Below are 20782 nucleotides of genomic sequence, written 5' to 3'. Positions count from 1 at the left end.
ATTGTCATTGATAGCGCTCACAATCGGGTGCCGCCTCAAGCTTCTCCCGTCACGGCGTGGGGTCTAGACTGGCCGACGGGTCATTTCACTGGAGATCACGATGGGACTTCTGGATCAAGTGCTGGGCGCGGCGACGCAGGCGCTGGGCAACCCTGGCCAGCCTGGCGGCCAGCCCGACTGGGCGGCGCTCGTCACGGGACTGCTGGCCAACGGCTCGGTGCAGGGCGGGCTGGCCGGGGTGCTGCAGCAGCTGCAGGCGGGCGGCCTGGGCGAGCAGGTGCAGAGCTGGATCTCGACCGGTGCCAATCTGCCGGTGTCGGGAGGCCAGCTGGACGGCGTCCTGGGGGGCGCCGGCGGCTTGCTGGGTCAGCTCGCGCAGCAGGCCGGCGTGTCGCCTGCCGAGGCGGGCGAGCAACTGAGCCAGTGGCTGCCGCAGATCGTCGATCGGCTGACGCCCAATGGCCAACTGCCGGCCGGTGGCCTGGGTGATATCGCCGGCATGCTGGGCGGGCTGTTGAACCGCTGAAAAGCAAGCGGCCCCTGTGACGGGGCCGCCGGGGCACGCCGAGCGGTGTTACAGCACCTCGGAAGCGAAGTCGGCCAGCCGTGAACGCTCGCCGCGCGCCAGCGTGACGTGACCGCTGTGGGCCCAGCCCTTGAAGCGGTCCACCGCGAACGTCAGGCCCGAACTGCCCTCGGTCAGGTAGGGCGTGTCAATCTGCGCCAGGTTGCCCAGGCAGACGATCTTGGTGCCGGGGCCGGCACGCGTGATCAGCGTCTTCATCTGCTTGGGCGTCAGGTTCTGGGCCTCGTCGATGATGACGAACTTGTTCAGGAACGTGCGCCCGCGCATGAAGTTCAGGCTCTTGATCTTGATCTTGCTGCGCACCAGGTCGTTGGTGGCCGCACGACCCCACTCGCCGGCGGAAGAGCCGCCCTTGGCCAGCACTTCCAGGTTGTCGTCCAAAGCGCCCATCCACGGGCCCATCTTCTCTTCCTCGGTGCCCGGCAGGAAGCCGATGTCCTCACCCACCGGCACCGTGACGCGGGTCACGATGATCTCGCTGTAGCGGCGCTCGTCGAACACCTGCGCCAGCGCGGCGGCCAGCGTCATCAGCGTCTTGCCGGTGCCGGCGGTGCCGGTCAGCGTGATGAAGTCGCAGTCCGGGTCCATCAGCAGGTTCAGCGCGAAGTTCTGCTCGCGGTTGCGCGCGGTCACGCCCCAGACGGCATGCTTCTGGTGACCGTAGTCCTTCAGCGTCTTCAGCACCGCCGTCTTGCCGGTGATCTCGGTGACCTTGGCGTACAGCGGCGTCGCGCCGGGTGCTTCCAGGTAAACCAGCTCGTTCACCAGCAGCGTGGGTACCAGCGGGCCGGAGATCCGGTAGAACGTCGTGTTGCCCTGCTGCCAGCTCTCCATGGTCTTGCCATGGCGCTCCCAGAAGTCCGAGGGCAGGGCCTGCACGCCGGTGTAGAGGAGGTCGGAGTCTTCCAGCGTCTTGTCGTTGCGGTAGTCCTCCGCGGGCAGGCCCAAAGCGCGGGCCTTGATGCGCATGTTGATGTCCTTGGACACCAGCACGACTTCGCGGTCCGGGTGCAGGTTCTTCAGCGCCTGCACGACGCCGAGGATCTGGTTGTCCGCCTTGCCCTGCGGCAGGCCTTGCGGCAGCGGCGTGTCGATCAGTTGCGTCTGGAAGAACAGCTTGCCCTCGGCCTCGCGGTGGCCGGTGCCGGCCAGCGGCAGGCCCTTGGCCATTTCCTCGATGGAGCTGCTCTTCAGGCTGGCGGCGAGCTGGTCCAGCTCACGGCTGACCTGGCGCACGTTGCGGGCGACCTCGGTCATGCCCTTCTTGTGCCCGTCCAGCTCCTCGAGCGTGATCATGGGCAGGTAGACGTCGTGCTCCTCGAAGCGGAACAGCGACATCGGGTCGTGCATCAGCACGTTGGTGTCCAGCACGAACAGCTTGGCGGCCTCGGCCGGCTTGCGCGTGCGTTTGGGCGCGGCGGCCTTGGCCGGCGCTTTGCTGGCCGACTTGGTTGGCAGGGCGGGCTTGGCGGCCGGCGCGGCGGGGGTGGGGAGGCGCAGCACTTCGGCTGTCGGGGCCGCGGCCGCCACAACCGGGGCAACGGCAGGCGCGGCCTTGGGGGCCGCACGGGATTTGCTGGGGGTCAGAGTGGCCGAGTAAGCGGTGGCATCGAGGCGGCTGGCGCGTTGTGCAGGAGGCTTGGGCAGTGGCATGTACGGCGTGTCGGCGTCAAGTGAACCCCACGCTCACCAGGCTCCAGAAAGCAAAAAGCCGCACAGGATGAGTGCGGCTTCTTGATCTGAGACATGGATGCGACCCGGGGCATGAGCTGATTATGCACATCCCGCGGGTGCCCGCGATGTCGGCGAACAACGCGTCGGACGGCCGTTTACGCAGCTTCCTTCTTCAGGCCCTTGACGGCCTTCAGCACCTCGTCGACATGGCCGGCGACCTTGATGCCGCGCCACTCGCCCACCAGGATGCCGTTCGGGGCGATCAGGAAGGTCGAGCGCTCGATGCCCTTGACCTTCTTGCCGTACATGATCTTGTTCTTGACCACGCCGAACATGTGGCACAGCTTTTCTTCCGTGTCGGCAATCAGCTCGAACGGCAGTTCCAGCGCCTGCTTGAACTTGTCGTGCGAGGCCATGTTGTCGCGCGACACGCCGAACACGACGGCGCCGGCCTTCACGAAGTCCTTGTGGCGATCACGGAATTGCATCGCTTCGGTGGTACAACCCGGCGTGTTGTCCTTCGGGTAGAAGTACAGCACGACCGACTTGCCCAGGAAGGCGTTGGCGGTGAACTTCACGCCGCCGGTGGCTTGAGCCTCAATTTCCGGCAGGGGTTTGTTGAGCGCAGGCGTCATTGGGGGGTGCGGCAAGTTGTGCTCGCGGGGTCCCCGGTTCGTGAATCGGTCCGTGAAGCCCTTCACGGAAGCAATCTACGCGGGCGCCCGCAGGCAATAGCCACTCATTATAAGGCCTCGCCTACGCTCGGCGGCCGGAGGTCATCCCTCGATCAGCAGGGCTGCCAGCACGTTGCGACCTTCGCTGGCCAGCACGTTGTAGGTGCGGCAGGCGGCGGCAATGTCCATCACCTCGAAGCCGATCCGGGCCTCAGCCAGCCCGCGCCACAACGCCGGGCTCGGGAAGCGCAGTTTCGCACCGCTGCCGAAGACGACCAGTTCGGGATTCAGTGCCTTGATTGCTTCGAAATGCGCGGGCTGAAGTTCCTCGAAGCGCGAAGGCGCCCAGGGCTGCACGCCGCCCTTCCACGGGACGAGAACACTGGCCGTATGGGGCTTGCCATTCACCCAGACGCCCTGGGTGTCGTGGCGGGAAATGCTGTTGCCGCCTTGCGGCTCGTCGAGCTGGAACTTCATCGGAGAACTGAGGGCAGAAAGCCGGCCGCGAGTGTCGCCCAGAACGGCAGGCGGCATGCCTGGCACCTTAAACTTCGGGGTTCCCCTTGCATTGCAGCCCAGGCTGCGTCGGAGCCCCCTTTTGAAGCCCATCGCCAAGTCCAGCAAGCTCGCCAGCGTCAGCTATGACATCCGCGGCCCGGTGCTCGACAAGGCGCGGCAGATGGAGGAGGAGGGCCAGAAGATCATCAAGCTGAACATCGGCAACACGGCCGTGTTCGGCCTGACGCCGCCGGATGAGATCGTGCAGGACATGATCCGCAACCTCGGCGACGCCGGCGGCTACACCGACAGCAAGGGCCTGTTCGCGCCGCGCAAGGCGGTGGTGCACTACACGCAGCAGAAGGGCGTCAAGGGCGTGACGGTGGACGACGTCTACCTGGGCAACGGCGCATCCGAGTTGATCCAGATGGCCATCAATGCGCTGGTCAACGACGGCGACGAGATCCTGATTCCCTCGCCGGACTTCCCGCTCTATACGGCCGTCGTCGGCCTGTCCGGCGGCCGCCCGGTGCATTACCGTTGCGACGAAGGTGCCGGCTGGCTGCCCGACCTGGCGGACATCGAGAGCAAGATCAGCCCGCGCACGCGCGGCATCATGGTCTGCAACCCGAACAACCCGACCGGCGCGCTGTACCCGAACGACCTGCTGCTGGGCATCATCGAGCTCGCTCGCCGGCATCAGCTCGTCATCTTTGCCGACGAGATCTACGACAAGACGCTGTACGACGGCAACACGCACACCAGCATGGCCGCGCTGGCCGACGACGTGCTGTTCGTGACCTTCAACGGCCTGTCCAAGAACTATCGCTCCTGCGGCTACCGCGCCGGCTGGATGGTTGTCAGCGGCGAGAAGCGCCATGCCCGCGACTACATCGAGGGCCTGAACATGCTGGCCTCGCTGCGCCTGTGCTCCAACACGCCGGGTCAGCTGGCGATCCAGACCGCTTTAGGCGGCTACCAGAGCATCGACGACCTCGTCGCGCCCACCGGTCGGCTGTGCCGCCAGCGCGACCTGGCCTACGAACTGCTGACGCAGATCCCGGGCGTCAGCGTCGTCAAGCCCAAGGCGGCTCTGTACATGTTCCCGCGTCTGGACCCCAAGATGTACCCCATCGCAGACGACCAGCAGTTCGCCTACGAGCTGCTGGCCGAAGAGAAGGTGCTGATCGTCCAGGGCACCGGCTTCAACTGGCCGGAGCACGACCACTTCCGCCTCGTCTTCCTGCCCAACGTCGACGACCTGCGCGAGGCCGTCGGCCGCATCGACCGTTTCCTGGCCGGCTACCGCCGCCGCCATTCCGCCTGATTTCCCCGTCCTGAGAGCCCTGCAATGAAGCCCATCCAAGTCGGCCTGATCGGCCTCGGCACCGTCGGTGCCGGCACCTTCAACGTCCTGCAGCGCAACCAGACCGAGATTCGTGGCCGCGCTGGCCGAGGCATCGAAGTGGCGATGGTTGCGGCCCGCAATGCGGAGCGCGCCAAGGCCTACCAGGCCATCGTCGGCGACGGCGTCCCGTGCACGGGCGAAGCGCAGGAGCTGGTCAACAACCCGGCCATCGACATCGTCGTCGAGCTGATCGGCGGCATCGAGCCGGCACGCACGCTGGTGCTGCAGGCGATTGCCAATGGCAAGCATGTCGTCACCGCCAACAAGGCGCTGCTGGCGCTGCACGGCACGGAGATCTTCGAAGCCGCGCGGGAGAAGGGCGTCGTCGTCGCGTTCGAGGCGGCCGTGGCCGGGGGCATTCCCATCATCAAGGCGCTGCGCGAAGGCCTGACGGCCAACCGCATCGAGTGGATCGCCGGCATCATCAATGGCACGACCAACTTCATCCTGTCGGAGATGCGTGGCAAGGGCCTGGACTTCGCCACCGTGCTGAAGGAGGCCCAGCGCCTGGGCTATGCCGAGAGCGACCCGACCTTCGACATCGAAGGCGTCGATGCCGCCCACAAGCTGACCATCATGAGCGCCATCGCGTTCGGCGTGCCGGTGCAGTTCGACAAGGCCCATGTCGAGGGCATCAGCAGCCTGCAGGCGACAGACATCAAGTACGCCGAGCAACTGGGCTACCGCATCAAGCTGCTGGGCATCACGCGCCGCCGTGCGTCCTCGGGAAGCACACCTGACGGCGCGCAGGGCATCGAGCTGCGCGTGCACCCGACGCTGATCCCGGCTACCCGCCTCATCGCCAACGTCGAGGGCGCGATGAACGCCGTCGTCGTGCAGGCCGACGCCGTCGGCACGACGCTGTACTACGGCAAGGGTGCCGGCGCCGAGCCGACCGCGTCGGCCGTCGTCGCCGACCTCGTCGACGTGACCCGCCTGGCCACCGCCGACCCCGACCACCGCGTGCCGCACCTGGCCTTCCAGCCCGATGCGATGAGCGACACGCCGGTGCTGCCCATGGCCGACGTCCAGACGGCCTTCTACCTGCGCCTGGTCGTCGCCGACCAGGCCGGCGTGCTGTCGCGCATCACCACCATCCTGGCAGAGCACGACATCTCCATCGACGCCGTGCTGCAGCGCGAGTCGGCGGAAGGCGAGCGCCAGACCGACCTCATCATCCTGACGCACGACACGTCCGAAGGCCGCATGAACGAGGCGCTGGCCAAGATGCAGGGCCTGCCGACCGTGCTGGCCCCCATCGTCAAGCTGCGCAAGGAAGAACTGGCCTGAGGCCGGACACCGACATGAAGTACATCAGCACCCGCGGCGACCAGACCGAGCGCGGCTTCTCGGACATCCTGCTCGAAGGCCTCGCGCCCGACGGCGGCCTCTACCTGCCCAAGACCTACCCCAAGGTTGACGCCGCCACGCTGTCGCGCTGGCGCGGCCTGGCCTATGCCGACCTCGCGTTCGAGATCCTGTCGCTCTACATCGACGACATCCCCGCCGACGACCTGCGCGCCATCACGCGCCGCGTCTACACGGCGGAGGTCTTCGGCACCGAGCAGATCACGCCGCTGACCTGGCTGGGCGAGCACATTGCGCTGCAGGGCCTGTCCAACGGCCCGACGCTGGCCTTCAAGGACATGGCCATGCAGTTGCTGGGCGCGCTGTTCGAGTACGAACTGGGCCGCCGCGGCGAGACGCTGAACATCCTGGGCGCGACGTCGGGCGACACCGGCAGCGCGGCCGAGTACGCGATGCGCGGCAAGAAGGGCGTCAAGGTCTTCATGCTCAGCCCCAACGGCCGCATGAGCCCGTTCCAGCAGGCGCAGATGTTCAGCCTGCAGGACGCCAACATCCACAACATCGCCATCGACGGCGTGTTCGACGATGCGCAGGACATCGTCAAGGCCGTGTCCAACGACCTCGCCTTCAAGCGCGAGCACCGCATCGGCACGGTCAACAGCATCAACTGGGCGCGTCTGCTGGCGCAGGTCGTCTACTACTTCGCCGGCTACTTCCAGGCGACGAAGAGCAACGCCGAGAAGGTCAGCTTCACGGTGCCGTCGGGCAACTTCGGCAACGTCTGCGCCGGCCATGTGGCGCGGCAGATGGGCCTGCCCATCGCCAAGCTGGTGGTCGCGACCAACGAGAACGACGTGCTGGACGAGTTCTTCCGCACCGGCAGCTACCGCCCGCGCGGCACGGCCGACACGCATGAGACGTCCAGCCCGTCGATGGACATCTCCAAGGCCAGCAACTTCGAGCGCTTCGTGTTCGACCTGTTGGGCCGTGACGGCGCGCGCGTGAAGCAGTGCTTCACCAGCCCTCAGTTCGCGTTGACGGGGGATGAGCATGACGCCATCGCCGGCTTCGGCTTCAGCTCCGGCCGCAGCACGCATGCCGACCGCGTGGCCACCATCCGCCGCACCTACACCGAGCACGGCATCGTCATCGACCCGCACACGGCCGACGGCCTGAAGGTCGCGCTGGAGCAGCACGACCCCGCCGTGACCATGCTGGTGCTGGAGACGGCGCTGCCGGCCAAGTTCGCCGCCACCATCCACGAGGCCCTGGGCATAGCGCCGCCGCGGCCCGCGGGGCTGGAAGGCATCGAGGACCTGCCCAAACGCGTCAAGGTCATGCCGGTCGATGTGGAGCAGGTGAAGGCCTATATCCACGCCCATGTCTGAGCCCCGCAAGCCGCTGATCGCGCTGGACGACGCGCTCGCGTCGCTGCTGGCGCAGGTCACGCCGCTGGCCGGCACCGAGACGCTGGCCACCGCCGAGACCCGCGGCCGTGTGCTGGCGGCCGATCTCGTGTCGCCGGTCGACGTGCCGCCGGCCGACAACTCGGCGATGGACGGCTACGCCTTGCGCGCGGCCGATGCCGGCGCGCTGCTGCCGGTCACGCAACGCATTCCCGCCGGCAGCGTGCCCGCGCCGCTGGCCGCCGGCGAGGCGGCGCGCATCTTCACCGGGGCCCAGGTGCCGCCCGGCGCCGACACCGTCGTCATGCAGGAGCACACCGAGCTGGTCGACGGCCAGCTGCGCGTCACGCAGCCGGTCTCGCCCGGCGCCAACGTGCGCCTGCGCGGTGAGGACGTGCGCGCCGGCGCCGTCGTACTGCCGGCCGGCACGCGGCTGGACGCCGTGTCGCTGGGCCTCGCGGCCACGGCCGGCGCGGCGCAGCTGACGGTCACGCGCCGCCCGCGTGTGGCCGTGTTCTCGACCGGCGACGAACTCGTCATGCCCGGCGAGCCGCTGCCGCCCGGCGCCATCTACAACTCCAACCGCTTCACGCTGCGCGCGCTGCTGGAGGGGCTGGGCTGCGAGGTTGTCGATCTCGGCATCGTGCCCGACAACCTGGCCGCGACCCGTGCCGCCTTGCGTGATGCCGCCTCGAAGGCCGACGTCATCCTGACCTCCGGCGGCGTGTCCGTCGGCGAGGAAGACCACCTGCGCCCCGCCGTGCAGGCCGAGGGCCGGCTGGACCTGTGGGCCATCGCCATCAAGCCCGGCAAGCCCTTCGCCTACGGCCGCGTCGGCGAGGCCCACTTCATCGGCCTGCCGGGCAACCCGGTGTCCAGCCTCGTGACCTTCCTGGTGCTGGTGCGCCCCTTCCTGCTGAAGCTGCAGGGCGCCACGCGCCTGGCGCCGCGTGGTTACCGCATCCCCGCCGGCTTCGACTGGCCCAAGCCGGACAAGCGCCGCGAGTTCCTGCGCGTGCGGCTGGACGAGGACAGCGGCCTCGCGCTGTTCGGCAACCAGAGCAGCGGCGTGCTGACCTCGGCGTTCTGGGCCGACGGCCTGCTGGACAACCCGGCCGGCCAGGCCTTCGCCGCCGGCCACGCGGTGCGCTTCATCCCGTTCGCGGAGCTGCTGTCGTGACGATCACCGTGCGTCTGAAGTTCTTCGCGTCGCTGCGCGAGAAGCTGGGCGAGGGCGAGGCACTGGCCTTGCCCGTAGGGAGCACCGTCGCTGCGGCGCGTGAGGCGTTGCGTGCGCGCGGCGGCGTGCATGCCGAGGCGCTGGCGCCCGGCCGTGCGGTGCGTTCGGCGCTGAACCAGAAGATGTGCGCGGAGTCCGCGGCGCTGGCGGACGGCGACGAGCTGGCCTTCTTCCCTCCCGTCACCGGCGGTTGATCTCTTGAACGGCTTGCACCTGACGGCGGATCTCCGCGGCGTCGACCCGGCGCTGCCGTTGATGCGTGACCCCGCGGTGCTGGCGTCGCTGTGCCGCGAAGCCGTGGCGGGCTCGGGCCTCAGCGGCGTCGCCGAGCTCTTCCACCGCTTCGGCCCGACGGACGAGCAGAGCGGCATCACCGGCGTCGTGCTGCTGGCCGAGTCCCATCTGGCCATCCACACCTGGCCCGAGCTGGGCGGCGTGACGCTGGACGTCTACGTCTGCAACTACGGGGCGGACAACAGCGCCAAGGCCGAGGCGCTGATGGCGGCGTTGCTGGCCGCGCTGGCACCCGAAGTGGCCGACGTGCAGCGCCTGCGGCGAGGCTGATGGCCGGCGAGCGAATGCGCCGCGAATCCGCGCAGGCCTCGTCGGCCGAAGAGATGGACGAACTGGTGTTTCGGGCGAGGGCGCACCGAAGTCGCGTTGACGCGGTCGACGGCCAGCTGCACATCGCCAATCACATCCCCCGCGGCGAACGCATCGCCAACACGTTGATGTCGCTTGGGCTGCTCGCCTGCTCGCTGCATGCTGCACTGCACGACGACCTTCACATCAGTGGCCGGCGCGGGCCTGGCATGCATCTGCATGGCGCGCCGCTGTGGATGCTGTGTGCGGCGATGGCGTGCGCTGCCGCCAACATGCTGTCGGTTGTCGTGGATCACTACGACACGCGCGCCAACGAGTTCCGCTACCGTCGCTTTGCGCTGGTCACGCAGGTGGCGGGCTGGGTACTGTTCTTTGCGGCCTTCGTGGCGGAGGCGTTCGTGTTCCAACTGGCCACACGGCACTGACGCCGGCGTTCAGAGCCTGACCCGCGCCGCCGCGCCGACGCCGGCCGTGTAGGCCTCCTCGAACACCGAGTACCCCGCCAGGTCGCTGTGCGCGAACACGACGCGGCCGCGCGCCTCGTTCAGCGCGGCGAGCGCCGTCAAGCCACGGAGGCCCGGCGTCGGGATGCTCATTGCGTGGCCGAAGCGGCACAGGTCGATGCGCTCGATCTTGCCCGGCAGGTCGGGGTGCGTCTGCGCCAGTTCGTCGATGACGACCTTCGCCCAATGCTGCCAAGGCTGCTTCAGCAACTCGCCACGCTGCGCGGTGGGCAGCGCGAAGTAGGCCGTCAGCAGCGGCGCGCGCGGTGTCGGGTTCAGCGACTGGTGACGCGCGTTCACGTAGCCCAGCGCCGTCGTGCCGTAGCGCACGTTGTCCCAGGCCGGCGGCGCGCCGGGGCGGGCCAGCAGCGGCTCACGCAGCGCGAGGTTGGCCGTCAGCCACGGCGCGTAGCGGAGTTGGCCCGCGGCCTGGCGCAGCGCGTCGGGCGGCGCGGCCAGCAGGCGGCTGGCGATGAACAGCGGCGTGGCCATGACGACGGCGCGGGCCTGCCAGCGCTCGGGCGCGCCGGTGGCCTCGTTCCAGGCCAGCAGTTCCACGCCATGCTTGCCCTCGGTCACGCGCAGCACGGCGCGGCCCAGGTGCAGGCGCTCGCGCAGCGGCTCGGCGAGGCGGGCGGACAGCCAGCCGTTGCCCTCGGCCCAGGTCAGCACCGGCTCGCGCTCGCCGGCCTCGTCGCCCGGCGCGTGGAAGCCGTGGCGGCTGGCGAAGTAGTGCAGGCCGGCCCAGGCCGACACACCGTCCGCGTTGGCGCCGAAGTCGTCGCGGCAGCAGTAGTCCAGGTACCAGCGCAGCCGCGTGTCGGTCAGGGCGGCGCGGTCCAGCCAGGCGGCGAAGGTCTGGGCGTCGAGCTCGGCGTGGGTGGCCGTCCAGCGAGCGCGCCGGGTCGGCATCGCGAAGCCGGCGTTGCGCTGGGCCTGGCTGACGAGCGCCGAGAAGCGCCGGTACTGCTCACGCGTCGTGCCGTGTTCGGCCGGCGGCAGTAGCCCCTCGTGCCATTCGCCGTCGATGAACAGCCGCTCCTGCGGGCTGTGGCACAGGTGGCGCTCGTCCCACTCGGTGCGGCCCAGCACCTGGCGCGACAGGCCCAGCTCCGCCAGCAGCTGCTGCACCTCGTGCGCATCCGGCCCGGGCAGCGGCAGGTAGTGGGCGCCCAGTGGGCAGGGCAGGCCGGCGACGCGGTGGCCGCGGCTGTTGCCGCCCGCCTGGTCTTCGAGGTCCAGCACGGCGACGTCCACGCCGCGCCCGGCCAGTGCACGCGCGGCGGCCAGGCCGGCGATGCCTGCGCCGACGATGACGACGTCGGCCTTCTTGAGCGGCCCTTCGCCCGCGGGCAGTTCACCGCGCAGCCGGTGGCCCCGCTCGGGGTGGGTGCCCACCCAGCCGCCTTGCAGCGGCGCGGCGTCGGGCGTGCAGCCGGCAGCGGCCAGGCCGGCAAGCAAAACGCCGCGGCGCCTCAATGCACCTGGCCCCATTCCGCCTCGAACTCCTGCACCAGCACTTGGTTGGAGAGCCGGTTCACCTCGGTCGGCACGCGCGCCATGTCGGGCGGGAAGTCCAGCAGCGCCGGCAGGCTCTGCGCGCTGACGAAGCGCAGGCCCGGCGGGAACTGCGTGGGCAGTCGGAACGGCCGGCGCGACGCGAGGATGAAGCCCCATTCGCCGAACGACGGAACGTGCGCGTGGTACGGCGTGGTCGTCAGGCCGACGGACTCGATGGTCGTCGCCACCGTCCAGAAGCTGCGCCGCGCGATCAGCGGCGACGTCGTCTGCACGACGGCGTAGCCGCCGGCGCTCAGGTGGTGGTCCACCAGCTCGTAGAAGCTGGCCGTGTAGAGCTTGCCCAAGGCGAAGTTGGACGGGTCGGGGAAGTCGATGACGATGACGTCGAAGGTGTCCGCCTGCTGTTCCAGCCAGCCGAAGGCATCGGCGTTGACGATGCGCAGCTTGGGCGACGACAGCGAGTGGCCGTTCAGCGCGGCGAGCTTGGGTGACTCGCGGAACAGCGCCGTCATCAGCGGGTCCAGCTCCACCAGCGTGACCTGCTCGACGCTCGCGTACTTCAGGATCTCGCGCACGGCCATGCCGTCGCCGCCGCCCAGCACCAGCACGCGCTTGGGCGCGCCGTGCGCGGCCATCGCGGGCTGCACCAGCGCCTCGTGGTACCGGTACTCGTCCTTGGAGTGGAACTGCAGATTGCCGTTCAGGAACAGCCGCGTGCCGGCGCGGCCATCGGTGACGACGATGCGCTGGTAGGCACTGCTCTGCTTGAAGACGATGTGCTCGCCGTAGAAGCGATCCTCGGCCCAGGTGGTCAGCTGCTCGGCGCCCAGCAGCGCGCCCAGCAGCAGCGCGGCGGACAGCGCGCAGGCCGTGACCATGGCCGCCCGCGCGCGCAGCTCGGCGCGGAACAGCCACAGCGCCCACACCGCCACGGCCACGTTCAGCAGCCCGAAGGCCACGCCGGTGCGCACCAGGCCCAGGTGCGGCACCAGCACCAGCGGGAAGGCCAGCGCCACCAGCAGCGCGCCGAGGTAGTCGAAGGTCAGCACCTGCGACACCAGGTCCTTGAGCCCGTAGCGCGCGCTGAAGTGGCGCCGCAGGATGCGCATGACCAGCGGGATCTCCAGCCCCACCAGCGTGCCCACCAGCAGCACCAGCGCGTACAGCAGCACGCGGAAGACGGTGGCCTCGCCCGGCGGCAGCAGGCTGTGCACGGCGAACAGCGCCGCCGGCATCAGCCCGCCGACGACGCCCACCAGCAGCTCCACCTGCAGGAACACGCCGACGAGCTGCCGTTCGACGAAGCGCGACAGCCACGAGCCCAGCCCCATCGCGAACAGGTAGACGCCGATGACGGTGGAGAACTGAAGGACCGAGTCGCCCAGCAGGTAGCTCGCCAGCGCGCCGGCGGCCAGCTCGTACACCAGGCCGCAGGCGGCGATGAGGAACACGCTGGCGAGCAGCAGCACCTCGGCCAGCGAGACGCGGGCGGCGGCGTGGTCGGCGGTGTCGGTGTCGGTCAAGGCGCGGGCGGCGTCAGCGTGACGGAAAAGGCCAACCGCTTGCCGTCCGGGCTGGCGGTGATGTTGCGCACCGCGCCGCCCAGTTCGGGCAGGTCGGCGAACGGCTGGAAGCTGCTGCCGGGCTTGCCGTCCCAGCGCAGGAACAGGTGGCCGCGCGCCATCAGCAGCGAGCCGTCGGGCAGCCAGGCGAAGTACTGCGGGCGGTTGGCGGGCTTGTCACCGTCGGGCAGCGGCGGTGTCTCGACCAGCACCCGCGGCTGGTCGTCGCCCCCGCCCATCGCGGCGATGACCCAGCGCTTGGCGTCGGTCTGGTCGACGAAGCTGGCCCGGCCATCGGGGGCGCGGCCCAGCGAGCGGCCGGGCTTGGCGGTCAGCAGCGTCTGCCGGCCGCTCCTGCGGTCGATGAGCACGGCGCGGTGGTCGTTGCGGTCCGGCACGTCGTCGACTAGGAAGGCGGCGATGAGGTCGGGCGTGATCCACGCGTGATAGCCGATGCGCTTGGTCGGCACGACGGGCGCGAGCGGCTTGCCGTCCCAGCCGAAGCGCCACAGCGACGGCTCGTTCATCTCGATGCCGTAGGCCGGGTCCGCGGTGACGACGCGGATGGCCGAGAAGCCGCTGCCGTCGGCCAGCGGTGTGGGCGAGTACAGGTTCTCCGTCGTCGCCGTGACGGCCGTCGTCGTGCCCTTGGCGAGGTCGTGGCGGTAGATGTTGTTCGAACCCGAGCGGCCCGAGGTGTAGACCACGGCCGCGCCGTCGTGCGTGAAGGCCGGCTGGAAATTGCTGCCCTTGCCCGGCGTGATGTTGGTGACGTCGCTGACCTTCGCCGCCTTGACGTCGAGCCGGGCGACGAAGACCGCGACGTCGGGCGGCGCATCGGCAGCGCTGGCGGCTCTCGAGACGGCGAGCAGGAGGGCCGTCGCGAGGTGTCGGACGTTCAGGGTCATGGCGTGCCAATGCAGTCGTTCAGCGGGCCGCGAGTGTCGCCCATCGCGCCGCTAGAACGTCACCGGCTGGGGCAGGGCCTTGCTCCAGTAGAAGATGTCCCAGCCGGCGCGCAGGCCGCCCGTCGTGAAGGGGTCGGTGGCGATCAGCGCTTCGACGGCCGCCTTGTCCGGCGCACGCACCACCCACAGGCCGCCGACGGGCGTCGATTCGGGTGATTCGCGCAGCGAACCGATGGCGCGCACCATCTCCGCGTTCTCGGCCGCCCACGCCAGATGGGCCTGCAACAGCTGGCGGCGCAGTTCGCCGGCACCCGGCTTGTCGTGGAAGCGGATGGCGAACAGCGTCCAGTCTTCGTGACTGTTGGTGGTCAGGGCGGTGAAGTCGTGTGCGGGCATGGCGGCTGGCGGGTTGGGATGGCCGAGGAGCCTAACGCGCCGCTCGGCGCTCTGTCGGACACGTCTTACAGCATCGCCCTGCAAGCAGTGGTAACTGCGGTCGCCTGAATCTGCTACGGGTGAATGCTTCCCTAAGTGCAGGGGTTTTAACCTTGCTTGCATTCGCTAGTATGAAGTCAATATAAGGTTTCATGGTTAACAGATAGAGGCGCTCGACGCCAAATGCTGGCTCCCATCCTGCGACGAGGTTCGTCGCGCGGCATGCCAGCCACCGGGGAGGGTTTGTGAAAATATTTCGCCGCATGATTTTAGGTGCGCTGCTCTGTGTCGGTCTGGCGCTTGGCCTGTGCCCGTTGCAAGCTGCCGCGCAGACGCGGGCGCTGTATCACGTGGGTGAGGGCGACGAGCAGGCCAAGCGCGCTTTGTTGTTCATCAACAATCACTTGCAGTCGGATCCCGCGGCCGAGATCGCCCTCGTTGCGCATGCCGACGGCGTGCAATTCCTGTTGCACAAGGCCGGCTCCGAAACCTCCGCGGATTTCGCGAAAGCGGTGTCGGCCCTGCTCAAGACGGGGCGTGTGAAATTCATGGCCTGCGGTATCACGCTGGCCAATAGGGGTATTGACGCCAAGAATTTGTTTGAGGGTGTGGCGGTGGTCAGGTCGGGGGTTTTGACTCTGGCTGATCTGCAGAATTCCCGGCAATTTGCCTATATCCGTCCCTGAGCCTGTGGCGAGTATGCCTATTTTCAGGTCCCAGCCCGCCGGGCTGGCATTGCTGACGCTCGGCGGCACCCTCCACGATGGCCAGGTGCGCCGCGTGTTCAATGGCTTGCGTCGCCTGCTGACGTCCCGGCGCCCCCCGGCCGGTCTGGTGCTGCGCCTGGCCAGCGAAGGCGGCTCGGTGGCGGCCGCGCAGGCCGTCGTGGAGTTGGTGCGCCAGCTGGAGGCCGAGACTGGCGCCCGTGTGGTGACGGTGGTGGACGACATTGCCGTGTCGGCGGCCTATTACGTGGCGCTGGCGGGGGAACGCGTGTTCGTGCAGCCCGGCGCCGTGCTGGGCTCCATCGGCACCGTCATCAACCGCTACGACCTCAGCGCGCTGGCCCGCCGCGTCGGCGTGGAAGACGTCTCGGTGACCAGCGACGACGGCAAGCGCGCCGGGCAGTCGATGGTGTGGTCGCCGCGCTTTGCCGACCCGCAGGCCGGCGCGGCCCTGGTCGAGGACATCCATGCCCAGTTCGAGGCCTGGGTGCTGGAGCGCCGGGGCCTGCAGACGCTGCCCGACGTCGCCCGTCACGCGGCCAGCTTCAGCGGCCGCATGGCTGTGCAAAACGGGCTCGCCGATGAAGAGGGCGGCACCGCGGCGGCGATCAGCTTCCTGGTGCGCGAGCTCGGCCTGGCGCGCTTCGAGCTGCTGGAGGTGGACGCCGAAGCGTCCTGGCTTGCGCGCCTGGTGCAGGGCCTGCCGATGGGCGGCCTGCTGGCGCGCTGGATGGGGCTGGCCTGATGCTGATCCGCATGCTGTGGCGCAACGCCCCCTGGCGCATGTCGGCCGCCCTCGCGCTCGGCCTGGCCGGCGGTGTCAGCTATGCCGTGGCCCTGGTGTGGATCGAATCGGCCATTCGGCAGGGCGGAGACGCCTGGGGCGGCGCCGCCGTGGTGCTGACCATCCTGCTGATGGGCCTGCTGCAGTTCGGCGCCAGCACGGCCTCGGCGCGCGTGCTGCTGCTGCGCATTTTCAGCATGCGGGCCGACGTCGCTGCCAAGGTGCTGCGCGCGCCGCTGCGGCGCCTGGAGCAGCTCGGCTCGCGCGCCCTGCTTTCCAGCCTGGTCGACGATGTGCAGCTGGTGGCGCAGGGCGTCTGGGCCCTGCCCGGCGCGCTGCTGCAGGGCGGTGTCTGCGTGGCGGCCTATGTCTACATCGGCATGACCAGCCCGGCGGCGCTGGGCCTGCTGCTGGGCACCCAGGCCCTGCTGTTCGCCTTGCTGGCCGCCCTGATGGCGCGCTTCGGCCGCCTGTCCGACGCCGCGGCCACGGACCGGCGCCGGGTCGTCGATGCCCTGCAGCTGCTGGTGGCACAGCTGCCGCTGCTCAAGCAGGGGCACACGCTGCAGGCCGCCTACGCGGCGGAGCTGCTGAGCCCGGCGCTGTCGGCCAGCTGGCGCAGCACGGTCAGCACCCAGCGCGTGGCCGCGCTGATGGACGCCCTCAGCAAGGCCGGCTTCCTCGGCGTGGTGGCGCTGCTGCTGATGGGCCCCACGGCCTCGTTGACGGCGCCGGTGCTGGCCCAGGTGCTGATGGCCTTCCTGTTCGCGGCCGCACCCTTCTCCGCGCTGCTCAACAGCATGCAGACGCTGGCCGAAGCCCAGCGCGCCTGGCGCCGCCTGGAGAGCCTGGAGTGGGAAGCCGAGCCGGCGCCGTCGCTGCCGTCTTGGGGGGATGCGCCGCGCCGCCTGGAGCTGCGCGGCGTGGCCTGCTCGCACCGGCGCGCCGATGGCGGCGTCGAGTTCGCGCTCAATGGCGTCGACCTGGACTGGGGCCTGGGCAGCATCGTGCTGCTGCGTGGCGGCAATGGCAGCGGCAAGACGACGCTGGCCCGGCTGGCGGCTGGCCTGGTGGCGCCGGAGCGCGGCCAGCTGCTGCGCAACGGCCAGGCGGTGGCTGCCGAGCAGGTGACGAATCTGCGCGGTGAGATCGGCGCCCTCTGGACCGGCCAGGAGGCGCAGATGGCCTACCTTCCGGCCGACGGCCTGGCCGCCATCGCATCGCTGTGGGACAGCTTCGGGCTGACAGCGCTGCTGCCGCTGCGGGCCGGCTGGCATGACATCCGCACCCTCTCGGCCGGCCAGCGTGCCCGCGTGCAGCTGCTGGCCCTGCTCGCGCTGGAGCGGCGTTTCCTGGTGCTGGACGAATGGGCCGCCAACCAGGACGCCCACCACCGCCAGATCTTCTACCGCGAGCTGCTGCCGGCGCTGCGCGAGTCCGGGCATGGTGTGCTGCTGATCGCCCACGATGCCGAGGCCGAGCTGCTGGCCGACCAGGTCGTCGACATGCAGTCCTTCGCCCGGGCCCGCGTGGCCTTGGGTCCCGTCCAGGAGGCGGCATGAAAGAGATCGGCGCTCCACCGGCCCTGCGCGCGCTGCTGTGGCTGCCCACGCCGCTGCGCGACCTGCTGGCCGTGCTGGCGGCCAGCGGCGCCTGGCTGCTGGACCGCCAGGGTTGCCGCAGCACGCTGATGCCGCTGCTGCGCCAGGCCCTGGCCTGCGGGCGGCTGAAGGCGGCGGCGCTGAGCTGGCGCGCCACCTTCAACGCCTTCCAGTACTGGATGGACAGCGCCGGCGTCATGTTCGGGCCGGCCGGCCCGACGCGCCGGCGTGGCGAGCGCAGCCGCTTCGACGGCGCACCCGGCCTGCATGAGGCCCTCGCAGGCGGTCGCGGCGCGCTGCTGGCGGCTTCCTTCCATGCCTGCTTCTACTTCGCGCTGCTGACCCGCTTCGAGGCGCCCTACCAGGCCTTCAACCAGCTGCCCCTGCACCTGGTGCTGCCGCGCCGCGACGCCATGCTGATGGCCTTCATCGAGCGCATCGCCGCCCTGGGCGGGCGGCGCTGCGGCCTCATCGTCATGGGCGACGCGGCGGCCGCCGTGCAGCTGAGCAAGGCCCTGAAACGGGGCGAGCTGGTGCTCTGCATGGTCGATTCGGTGCCTGATGGCGCGGCCGTCAGCCTGGTGACGATGTTCGGCCGGCCGACGCTGCTGCCCGCGGGCTTCCTGATGATGGCCTCGCGGCTGCGGGCGCCGGTGCTGACCTGCCACACCGAGCGCAGCGGCGGGGCCTTCGTGACCCGGCTGAGCGCGCCGCTGTGGCCCGCCGAGGACGACGGTGGGGCCGCGCTGGGTGACGCGCTGGCCGCCGCGCTGGAGCACAACGTGCGACGCCGTCCGGGCGCCTGGAACTCCTGGCTGAGCCTGCGCCAGCGCTGGCAGATGGCCGCCGATCTCACCCTGCAACCGGAGTCCTGATCCCATGTTCCCGAACCGCAAGTTGCTGGCCGCCACCACCCTGGCCCTGTGTTCCGCGCTGGCCGCGGCCGCCCAGGTCGAGCGCAGCTGGCTCAAGTACGGCGAGGTGGCCGAGCTGTACGAGAAGTTCGAATCCATCGCGCCGGAGCAGCGGCGCGGCCTGCAGTTCCGGCTGCGGCTGGACCCGAACACGCCCCAGCCCGCCGGTGCGCTGCGCCTGTTCGTGCAGGACAAGGCCCGGCGCGCGGAAGTCGCCCAGAGTGGCGAGGGCGTCATCGAGCTGCCGCGCGATGCGCAGTGGCGGCGCGACGACCCGCAGCTGGTGCTGGAGGCGCCGGCCGGCGTGAAGGTGGGCCTGGCCGTCGAAGTGCTGATCGACCTGCCGCAGCCCGGCAGCTCGCGGCGCTACGCCGACTGGATGCACGACGTGCAGGCCGCCGCCTCGGGCATGCGCAAGCACGCCGGCTTCTGGGCCCTGTTCATGCCCAAGCCCGAAGGCCTGGAGCTACGCTACCCCGCCGGCACGGCTGCCACGGCCCGCCTGGGCGGCACGGTGTGGCAGGTCGACGAGAAGGGCCGGCTGGTGGTGCCGCAGAACGTGAAGCAGGACGAGAACCTGCCGCTGGAGCTGTCGTCGCCGCCGCTGCTGGCGCGGCCCTATTTCAAGACCTCCATCACGTTGATGCCGTCGGGAGAGTCCGCGGCGAAGTGAACGATTGCAAGGATGGGAGCCGCCGATGCCAGACGCCCTGCGGCGGCTCTCTTTCAGTAGGGCGTCTTTCTTGAGTATCCATATGACCAAGCAACAAACGGTTCGTGTCCTGTCGACCCAAGGCGCCAAGCGCGTCCAACTGCCCGTCGCGGCCGCCCCCAAGGCGATCGTCGGTGCCGGCTATGAGTGCTGCTGCAAGTCGACCTGATGCGAGGGAGGTGCGGCGCCCGATGGGCGCCGCGCCTTTTTTCCTCCACCGCTTCATTCAAGGGAGCACCCATGACCCAGATCCAGACCGACGTCGAGCAGCGCCTGCTGCGGACGGCACAGCGTTCCTTGAACCTCGACACCCAGGCGCTGGATGCGGCCTCGCCGCTGAGCGACCTTGGTGACTCCCTGGATTTCGTCGACCTGATCGGCGACGTCGAGGCCGAGTTCGGCATCGACTTCAGCAACGAGGCCCTGGGCGTCATGCGCACCGTGGGCGACCTGCTGCGTGGTATCGAGGCCGAGCTGCGCACGCGCAGCGCCGCGCCGGTGTTCGCGGAGTCCTGATGCAGGACATCGTCATCACGGGCATCGGCCTGGCAACGCCGCTGGGCCATGACCTCGACAGCTTCACCGAAGGGCTGTTCCACGCCGAACCGCCCTTCGTCTCACATTCCACGCGCTACACGCGCGACGTGCCCGTGGCCCGCGTCGACGACGCCGGCCTGGCCGACGAGGCCGGCGGCGGGCCGTTGGATCGCGCCTCGCTGCTCGCCGTGGCCGCCGGGCGCCGCGCGCTGACTGACGCCGGCCTGCTCAGCGATGCCGCTCGCCTGAAAGCCACCGCCGTGATGGTGGGCAACGGCAGCGGCCCCACGCATGCCGTCAACGACGCCTACCACCAGCTGCTCGCCACCGAGCGCCTGCCCGGCCTGACGCTGCTGCGCTGTCTGCCCGGCGGCGCGGCCAACGCGCTGGCCCTGCGCTTCGGGCTGCAGAGCAGCAACCAGAGCTACACCTGCGCCTGCGCCTCGTCCACCGTGGCCCTGGGCGAGGCGATGCGTGCCATCCGCCACGGCTATGCCGAACGCGTGCTGGTGGGCGGCAGCGAGGCCCCGCTCGGCGACGGCACGTTGAAGGCCTGGGAGGCCCTGCGCGTGCTCGCACCCTGCGGCGACGACCCCCGCCAGGCCTGCCGGCCCTTCGACCGCGATCGCCGCGGCCTGGTGCTGGGCGAAGGGGCGGCCTTCTTCGTGCTCGAGGCGGCCGCCGCTGCCAATGCACGCGGCGCGCGGCTGCACGGCCGGCTGCTCGGCTACGGCAGCAGCTGCGATGCCCACCACTGGACCGAGCCGCTCGCGGCCGGCCAGGTGCGTGCGATGCGCGGCGCGCTGGCCGACGCCTGCCTCGAACCGCAGGACGTCATCGCCGTCAACGCCCACGGCACCGGCACGGCGGTCGGAGACCGCGTCGAGGCCGAGTCCCTGCACGAGGTCTTCGGCGCCCGTGGCCTGGCCGTCAGCTCGACGAAATCCGTCCATGGCCACCTGCTCGGCGCTTCGGGGGCCATCGAGATGGCCGCCGCACTGGTGACGCTGCAGCGCTGGCAGGCTCCGCCGACGCGCAACCTGCAACATGCCGACGTGCCCGGTGGCTTCGACTGGGTCAGCGGCGCGCCGCGCCCGCTGCCGCAGGGGCGGGCGGTGCTGTCCAACTCCTTCGCCTTCGGCGGCAGCAATGCCAGCCTCGTCATCGGCCGCTGAGGCCGCGA

Annotated in this window: 23 protein-coding genes; 16 read left to right on the top strand and 7 right to left on the bottom strand. The window is 69.9% G+C overall.

Annotated features, from left to right (window positions below):
* Positions 1–100: 100 nt before the first annotated feature.
* Positions 101–526: a YidB family protein gene (locus ACG04Q_RS24705; protein WP_394514377.1), complete on the top strand. Its 426-nt coding sequence runs from the start codon at positions 101–103 to the stop codon at positions 524–526.
* 48 nt (positions 527–574) lie between these two features.
* Here ACG04Q_RS24705 and ACG04Q_RS24700 read toward each other — a convergent pair whose 3' ends face one another.
* The 3 genes from ACG04Q_RS24700 to ACG04Q_RS24690 form a co-directional block, all read right to left on the bottom strand.
* A complete protein-coding gene (locus ACG04Q_RS24700; RefSeq protein WP_394514375.1) occupies positions 575–2239 on the bottom strand; it encodes a PhoH family protein in 1665 nt (554 codons plus the stop codon).
* Between the two features lie 176 nt (positions 2240–2415).
* Positions 2416–2895, bottom strand: a complete 480-nt coding sequence (locus tag ACG04Q_RS24695) for a peroxiredoxin (protein WP_394514372.1) — start codon at positions 2893–2895, stop codon at positions 2416–2418.
* 141 nt (positions 2896–3036) lie between these two features.
* Positions 3037–3411, bottom strand: a complete 375-nt coding sequence (locus ACG04Q_RS24690) for an Mth938-like domain-containing protein (RefSeq protein ID WP_394514370.1) — start codon at positions 3409–3411, stop codon at positions 3037–3039.
* A gap of 121 nt (positions 3412–3532) precedes the next feature.
* On the opposite strand from ACG04Q_RS24690, the gene ACG04Q_RS24685 reads away from it, so the two are divergent.
* From ACG04Q_RS24685 to ACG04Q_RS24655, 7 genes are read left to right on the top strand one after another with little or no spacing between them, the layout of a single operon-like run.
* Positions 3533–4759, top strand: a complete 1227-nt coding sequence (locus tag ACG04Q_RS24685) for a pyridoxal phosphate-dependent aminotransferase (protein WP_394514368.1) — start codon at positions 3533–3535, stop codon at positions 4757–4759.
* Between the two features lie 24 nt (positions 4760–4783).
* Positions 4784–6130, top strand: a complete 1347-nt coding sequence (locus ACG04Q_RS24680; RefSeq protein ID WP_394514366.1) for a homoserine dehydrogenase — start codon at positions 4784–4786, stop codon at positions 6128–6130.
* Positions 6131–6144: 14 nt separating this feature from the next.
* Positions 6145–7536: a threonine synthase gene (gene thrC / locus ACG04Q_RS24675; protein WP_394514364.1), complete on the top strand. Its 1392-nt coding sequence runs from the start codon at positions 6145–6147 to the stop codon at positions 7534–7536.
* The gene (locus tag ACG04Q_RS24670) at positions 7529–8734 is read left to right on the top strand and encodes a molybdopterin molybdotransferase MoeA (protein WP_394514362.1); all 1206 of its coding nucleotides are present in this window, start codon (positions 7529–7531) and stop codon (positions 8732–8734) included. Before thrC ends, ACG04Q_RS24670 begins: the two co-directional genes overlap by 8 nt.
* A complete protein-coding gene (locus tag ACG04Q_RS24665; RefSeq protein WP_394514360.1) occupies positions 8731–8988 on the top strand; it encodes a MoaD/ThiS family protein in 258 nt (85 codons plus the stop codon). Before ACG04Q_RS24670 ends, ACG04Q_RS24665 begins: the two co-directional genes overlap by 4 nt.
* A 4-nt stretch (positions 8989–8992) precedes the next feature.
* Positions 8993–9358: an adenosylmethionine decarboxylase gene (speD, locus tag ACG04Q_RS24660; RefSeq protein ID WP_394514357.1), complete on the top strand. Its 366-nt coding sequence runs from the start codon at positions 8993–8995 to the stop codon at positions 9356–9358.
* Positions 9359–9372: 14 nt separating this feature from the next.
* A complete protein-coding gene (locus ACG04Q_RS24655; RefSeq protein WP_394514355.1) occupies positions 9373–9822 on the top strand; it encodes a hypothetical protein in 450 nt (149 codons plus the stop codon).
* 9 nt (positions 9823–9831) lie between these two features.
* On the opposite strand, the gene ACG04Q_RS24650 is transcribed toward ACG04Q_RS24655, so the two are convergent.
* The 4 genes from ACG04Q_RS24650 to ACG04Q_RS24635 are packed head-to-tail and all read right to left on the bottom strand — an operon-like array spanning position 9832 to position 14287.
* Positions 9832–11361 carry an FAD-dependent oxidoreductase gene (locus tag ACG04Q_RS24650; RefSeq protein WP_394514353.1) on the bottom strand — a complete coding sequence of 510 codons (1530 nt, stop codon included), beginning with the start codon at positions 11359–11361 and terminating at the stop codon, positions 9832–9834.
* A gap of 14 nt (positions 11362–11375) precedes the next feature.
* Positions 11376–12944, bottom strand: a complete 1569-nt coding sequence (locus ACG04Q_RS24645) for a polyamine aminopropyltransferase (RefSeq protein WP_394514351.1) — start codon at positions 12942–12944, stop codon at positions 11376–11378.
* Entirely contained in the window at positions 12941–13891 is a 951-nt protein-coding gene (locus ACG04Q_RS24640; protein ID WP_394514349.1) for a TolB family protein, read from the bottom strand. Before ACG04Q_RS24640 ends, ACG04Q_RS24645 begins: the two co-directional genes overlap by 4 nt.
* Before the next feature lie 51 nt (positions 13892–13942).
* Positions 13943–14287, bottom strand: a complete 345-nt coding sequence (locus ACG04Q_RS24635; protein WP_394514347.1) for a YciI family protein — start codon at positions 14285–14287, stop codon at positions 13943–13945.
* A gap of 302 nt (positions 14288–14589) precedes the next feature.
* Between ACG04Q_RS24635 and ACG04Q_RS24630 the strand changes: the two genes are divergently transcribed.
* From ACG04Q_RS24630 to ACG04Q_RS24595, 8 genes are all read left to right on the top strand, one after another.
* Positions 14590–15012 (top strand): DsrE family protein, encoded by a 423-nt coding sequence (locus ACG04Q_RS24630; protein ID WP_394514345.1) that lies wholly within the window; start codon positions 14590–14592, stop codon positions 15010–15012.
* Positions 15013–15025: 13 nt separating this feature from the next.
* Positions 15026–15796: a S49 family peptidase gene (locus ACG04Q_RS24625; protein ID WP_394514342.1), complete on the top strand. Its 771-nt coding sequence runs from the start codon at positions 15026–15028 to the stop codon at positions 15794–15796.
* Positions 15796–17397, top strand: a complete 1602-nt coding sequence (locus ACG04Q_RS24620) for an ATP-binding cassette domain-containing protein (RefSeq protein WP_394514340.1) — start codon at positions 15796–15798, stop codon at positions 17395–17397. The genes ACG04Q_RS24625 and ACG04Q_RS24620 overlap by 1 nt, the downstream gene beginning before the upstream one ends.
* A complete protein-coding gene (locus ACG04Q_RS24615) occupies positions 17394–18311 on the top strand; it encodes an LpxL/LpxP family acyltransferase (RefSeq protein WP_394514338.1) in 918 nt (305 codons plus the stop codon). The genes ACG04Q_RS24620 and ACG04Q_RS24615 overlap by 4 nt, the downstream gene beginning before the upstream one ends.
* 4 nt (positions 18312–18315) lie before the next feature.
* On the top strand, positions 18316–19023 hold the full coding sequence (locus ACG04Q_RS24610) for a hypothetical protein (protein ID WP_394514336.1): 708 nt from the start codon (positions 18316–18318) through the stop codon (positions 19021–19023).
* Between the two features lie 82 nt (positions 19024–19105).
* Positions 19106–19231: a hypothetical protein gene (locus ACG04Q_RS24605; protein ID WP_394514334.1), complete on the top strand. Its 126-nt coding sequence runs from the start codon at positions 19106–19108 to the stop codon at positions 19229–19231.
* 71 nt (positions 19232–19302) lie between these two features.
* Complete coding sequence (locus ACG04Q_RS24600) at positions 19303–19578, top strand: acyl carrier protein (protein ID WP_394514332.1); 276 nt, start codon at positions 19303–19305, stop codon at positions 19576–19578.
* A complete protein-coding gene (locus ACG04Q_RS24595; protein ID WP_394514329.1) occupies positions 19578–20774 on the top strand; it encodes a beta-ketoacyl-[acyl-carrier-protein] synthase family protein in 1197 nt (398 codons plus the stop codon). The genes ACG04Q_RS24600 and ACG04Q_RS24595 overlap by 1 nt, the downstream gene beginning before the upstream one ends.
* The last annotated feature ends 8 nt before the right edge of the window (positions 20775–20782 follow it).

It is taken from the genome of Pelomonas lactea (assembly GCF_043555885.1).
GTDB lineage: Bacteria > Pseudomonadota > Gammaproteobacteria > Burkholderiales > Burkholderiaceae_C > Pelomonas > Pelomonas lactea.
Note: the sequence above shows the minus strand (reverse complement) of the source record. Positions and strands in the feature narration are given on the sequence as shown.

What these genes read in the sequence shown, in the direction of transcription:
- ACG04Q_RS24705 (WP_394514377.1), top strand. Translation starts at nt 101, where the DNA reads ATGGGACTTCTGGATCAAGTGCTGGGCGCGGCGACGCAGGCGCTGGGC.
- ACG04Q_RS24700 (WP_394514375.1), bottom strand. Translation starts at nt 2,239, where the DNA reads ATGCCACTGCCCAAGCCTCCTGCACAACGCGCCAGCCGCCTCGATGCC.
- ACG04Q_RS24695 (WP_394514372.1), bottom strand. Translation starts at nt 2,895, where the DNA reads ATGACGCCTGCGCTCAACAAACCCCTGCCGGAAATTGAGGCTCAAGCC.
- ACG04Q_RS24690 (WP_394514370.1), bottom strand. Translation starts at nt 3,411, where the DNA reads ATGAAGTTCCAGCTCGACGAGCCGCAAGGCGGCAACAGCATTTCCCGC.
- ACG04Q_RS24680 (WP_394514366.1), top strand. Translation starts at nt 4,784, where the DNA reads ATGAAGCCCATCCAAGTCGGCCTGATCGGCCTCGGCACCGTCGGTGCC.
- thrC (WP_394514364.1), top strand. Translation starts at nt 6,145, where the DNA reads ATGAAGTACATCAGCACCCGCGGCGACCAGACCGAGCGCGGCTTCTCG.
- ACG04Q_RS24670 (WP_394514362.1), top strand. Translation starts at nt 7,529, where the DNA reads ATGTCTGAGCCCCGCAAGCCGCTGATCGCGCTGGACGACGCGCTCGCG.
- ACG04Q_RS24655 (WP_394514355.1), top strand. Translation starts at nt 9,373, where the DNA reads ATGCGCCGCGAATCCGCGCAGGCCTCGTCGGCCGAAGAGATGGACGAA.
- ACG04Q_RS24640 (WP_394514349.1), bottom strand. Translation starts at nt 13,891, where the DNA reads ATGACCCTGAACGTCCGACACCTCGCGACGGCCCTCCTGCTCGCCGTC.
- ACG04Q_RS24635 (WP_394514347.1), bottom strand. Translation starts at nt 14,287, where the DNA reads ATGCCCGCACACGACTTCACCGCCCTGACCACCAACAGTCACGAAGAC.
- ACG04Q_RS24630 (WP_394514345.1), top strand. Translation starts at nt 14,590, where the DNA reads ATGATTTTAGGTGCGCTGCTCTGTGTCGGTCTGGCGCTTGGCCTGTGC.
- ACG04Q_RS24625 (WP_394514342.1), top strand. Translation starts at nt 15,026, where the DNA reads ATGCCTATTTTCAGGTCCCAGCCCGCCGGGCTGGCATTGCTGACGCTC.
- ACG04Q_RS24620 (WP_394514340.1), top strand. Translation starts at nt 15,796, where the DNA reads ATGCTGATCCGCATGCTGTGGCGCAACGCCCCCTGGCGCATGTCGGCC.
- ACG04Q_RS24615 (WP_394514338.1), top strand. Translation starts at nt 17,394, where the DNA reads ATGAAAGAGATCGGCGCTCCACCGGCCCTGCGCGCGCTGCTGTGGCTG.
- ACG04Q_RS24610 (WP_394514336.1), top strand. Translation starts at nt 18,316, where the DNA reads ATGTTCCCGAACCGCAAGTTGCTGGCCGCCACCACCCTGGCCCTGTGT.
- ACG04Q_RS24605 (WP_394514334.1), top strand. Translation starts at nt 19,106, where the DNA reads ATGACCAAGCAACAAACGGTTCGTGTCCTGTCGACCCAAGGCGCCAAG.
- ACG04Q_RS24600 (WP_394514332.1), top strand. Translation starts at nt 19,303, where the DNA reads ATGACCCAGATCCAGACCGACGTCGAGCAGCGCCTGCTGCGGACGGCA.
- ACG04Q_RS24595 (WP_394514329.1), top strand. Translation starts at nt 19,578, where the DNA reads ATGCAGGACATCGTCATCACGGGCATCGGCCTGGCAACGCCGCTGGGC.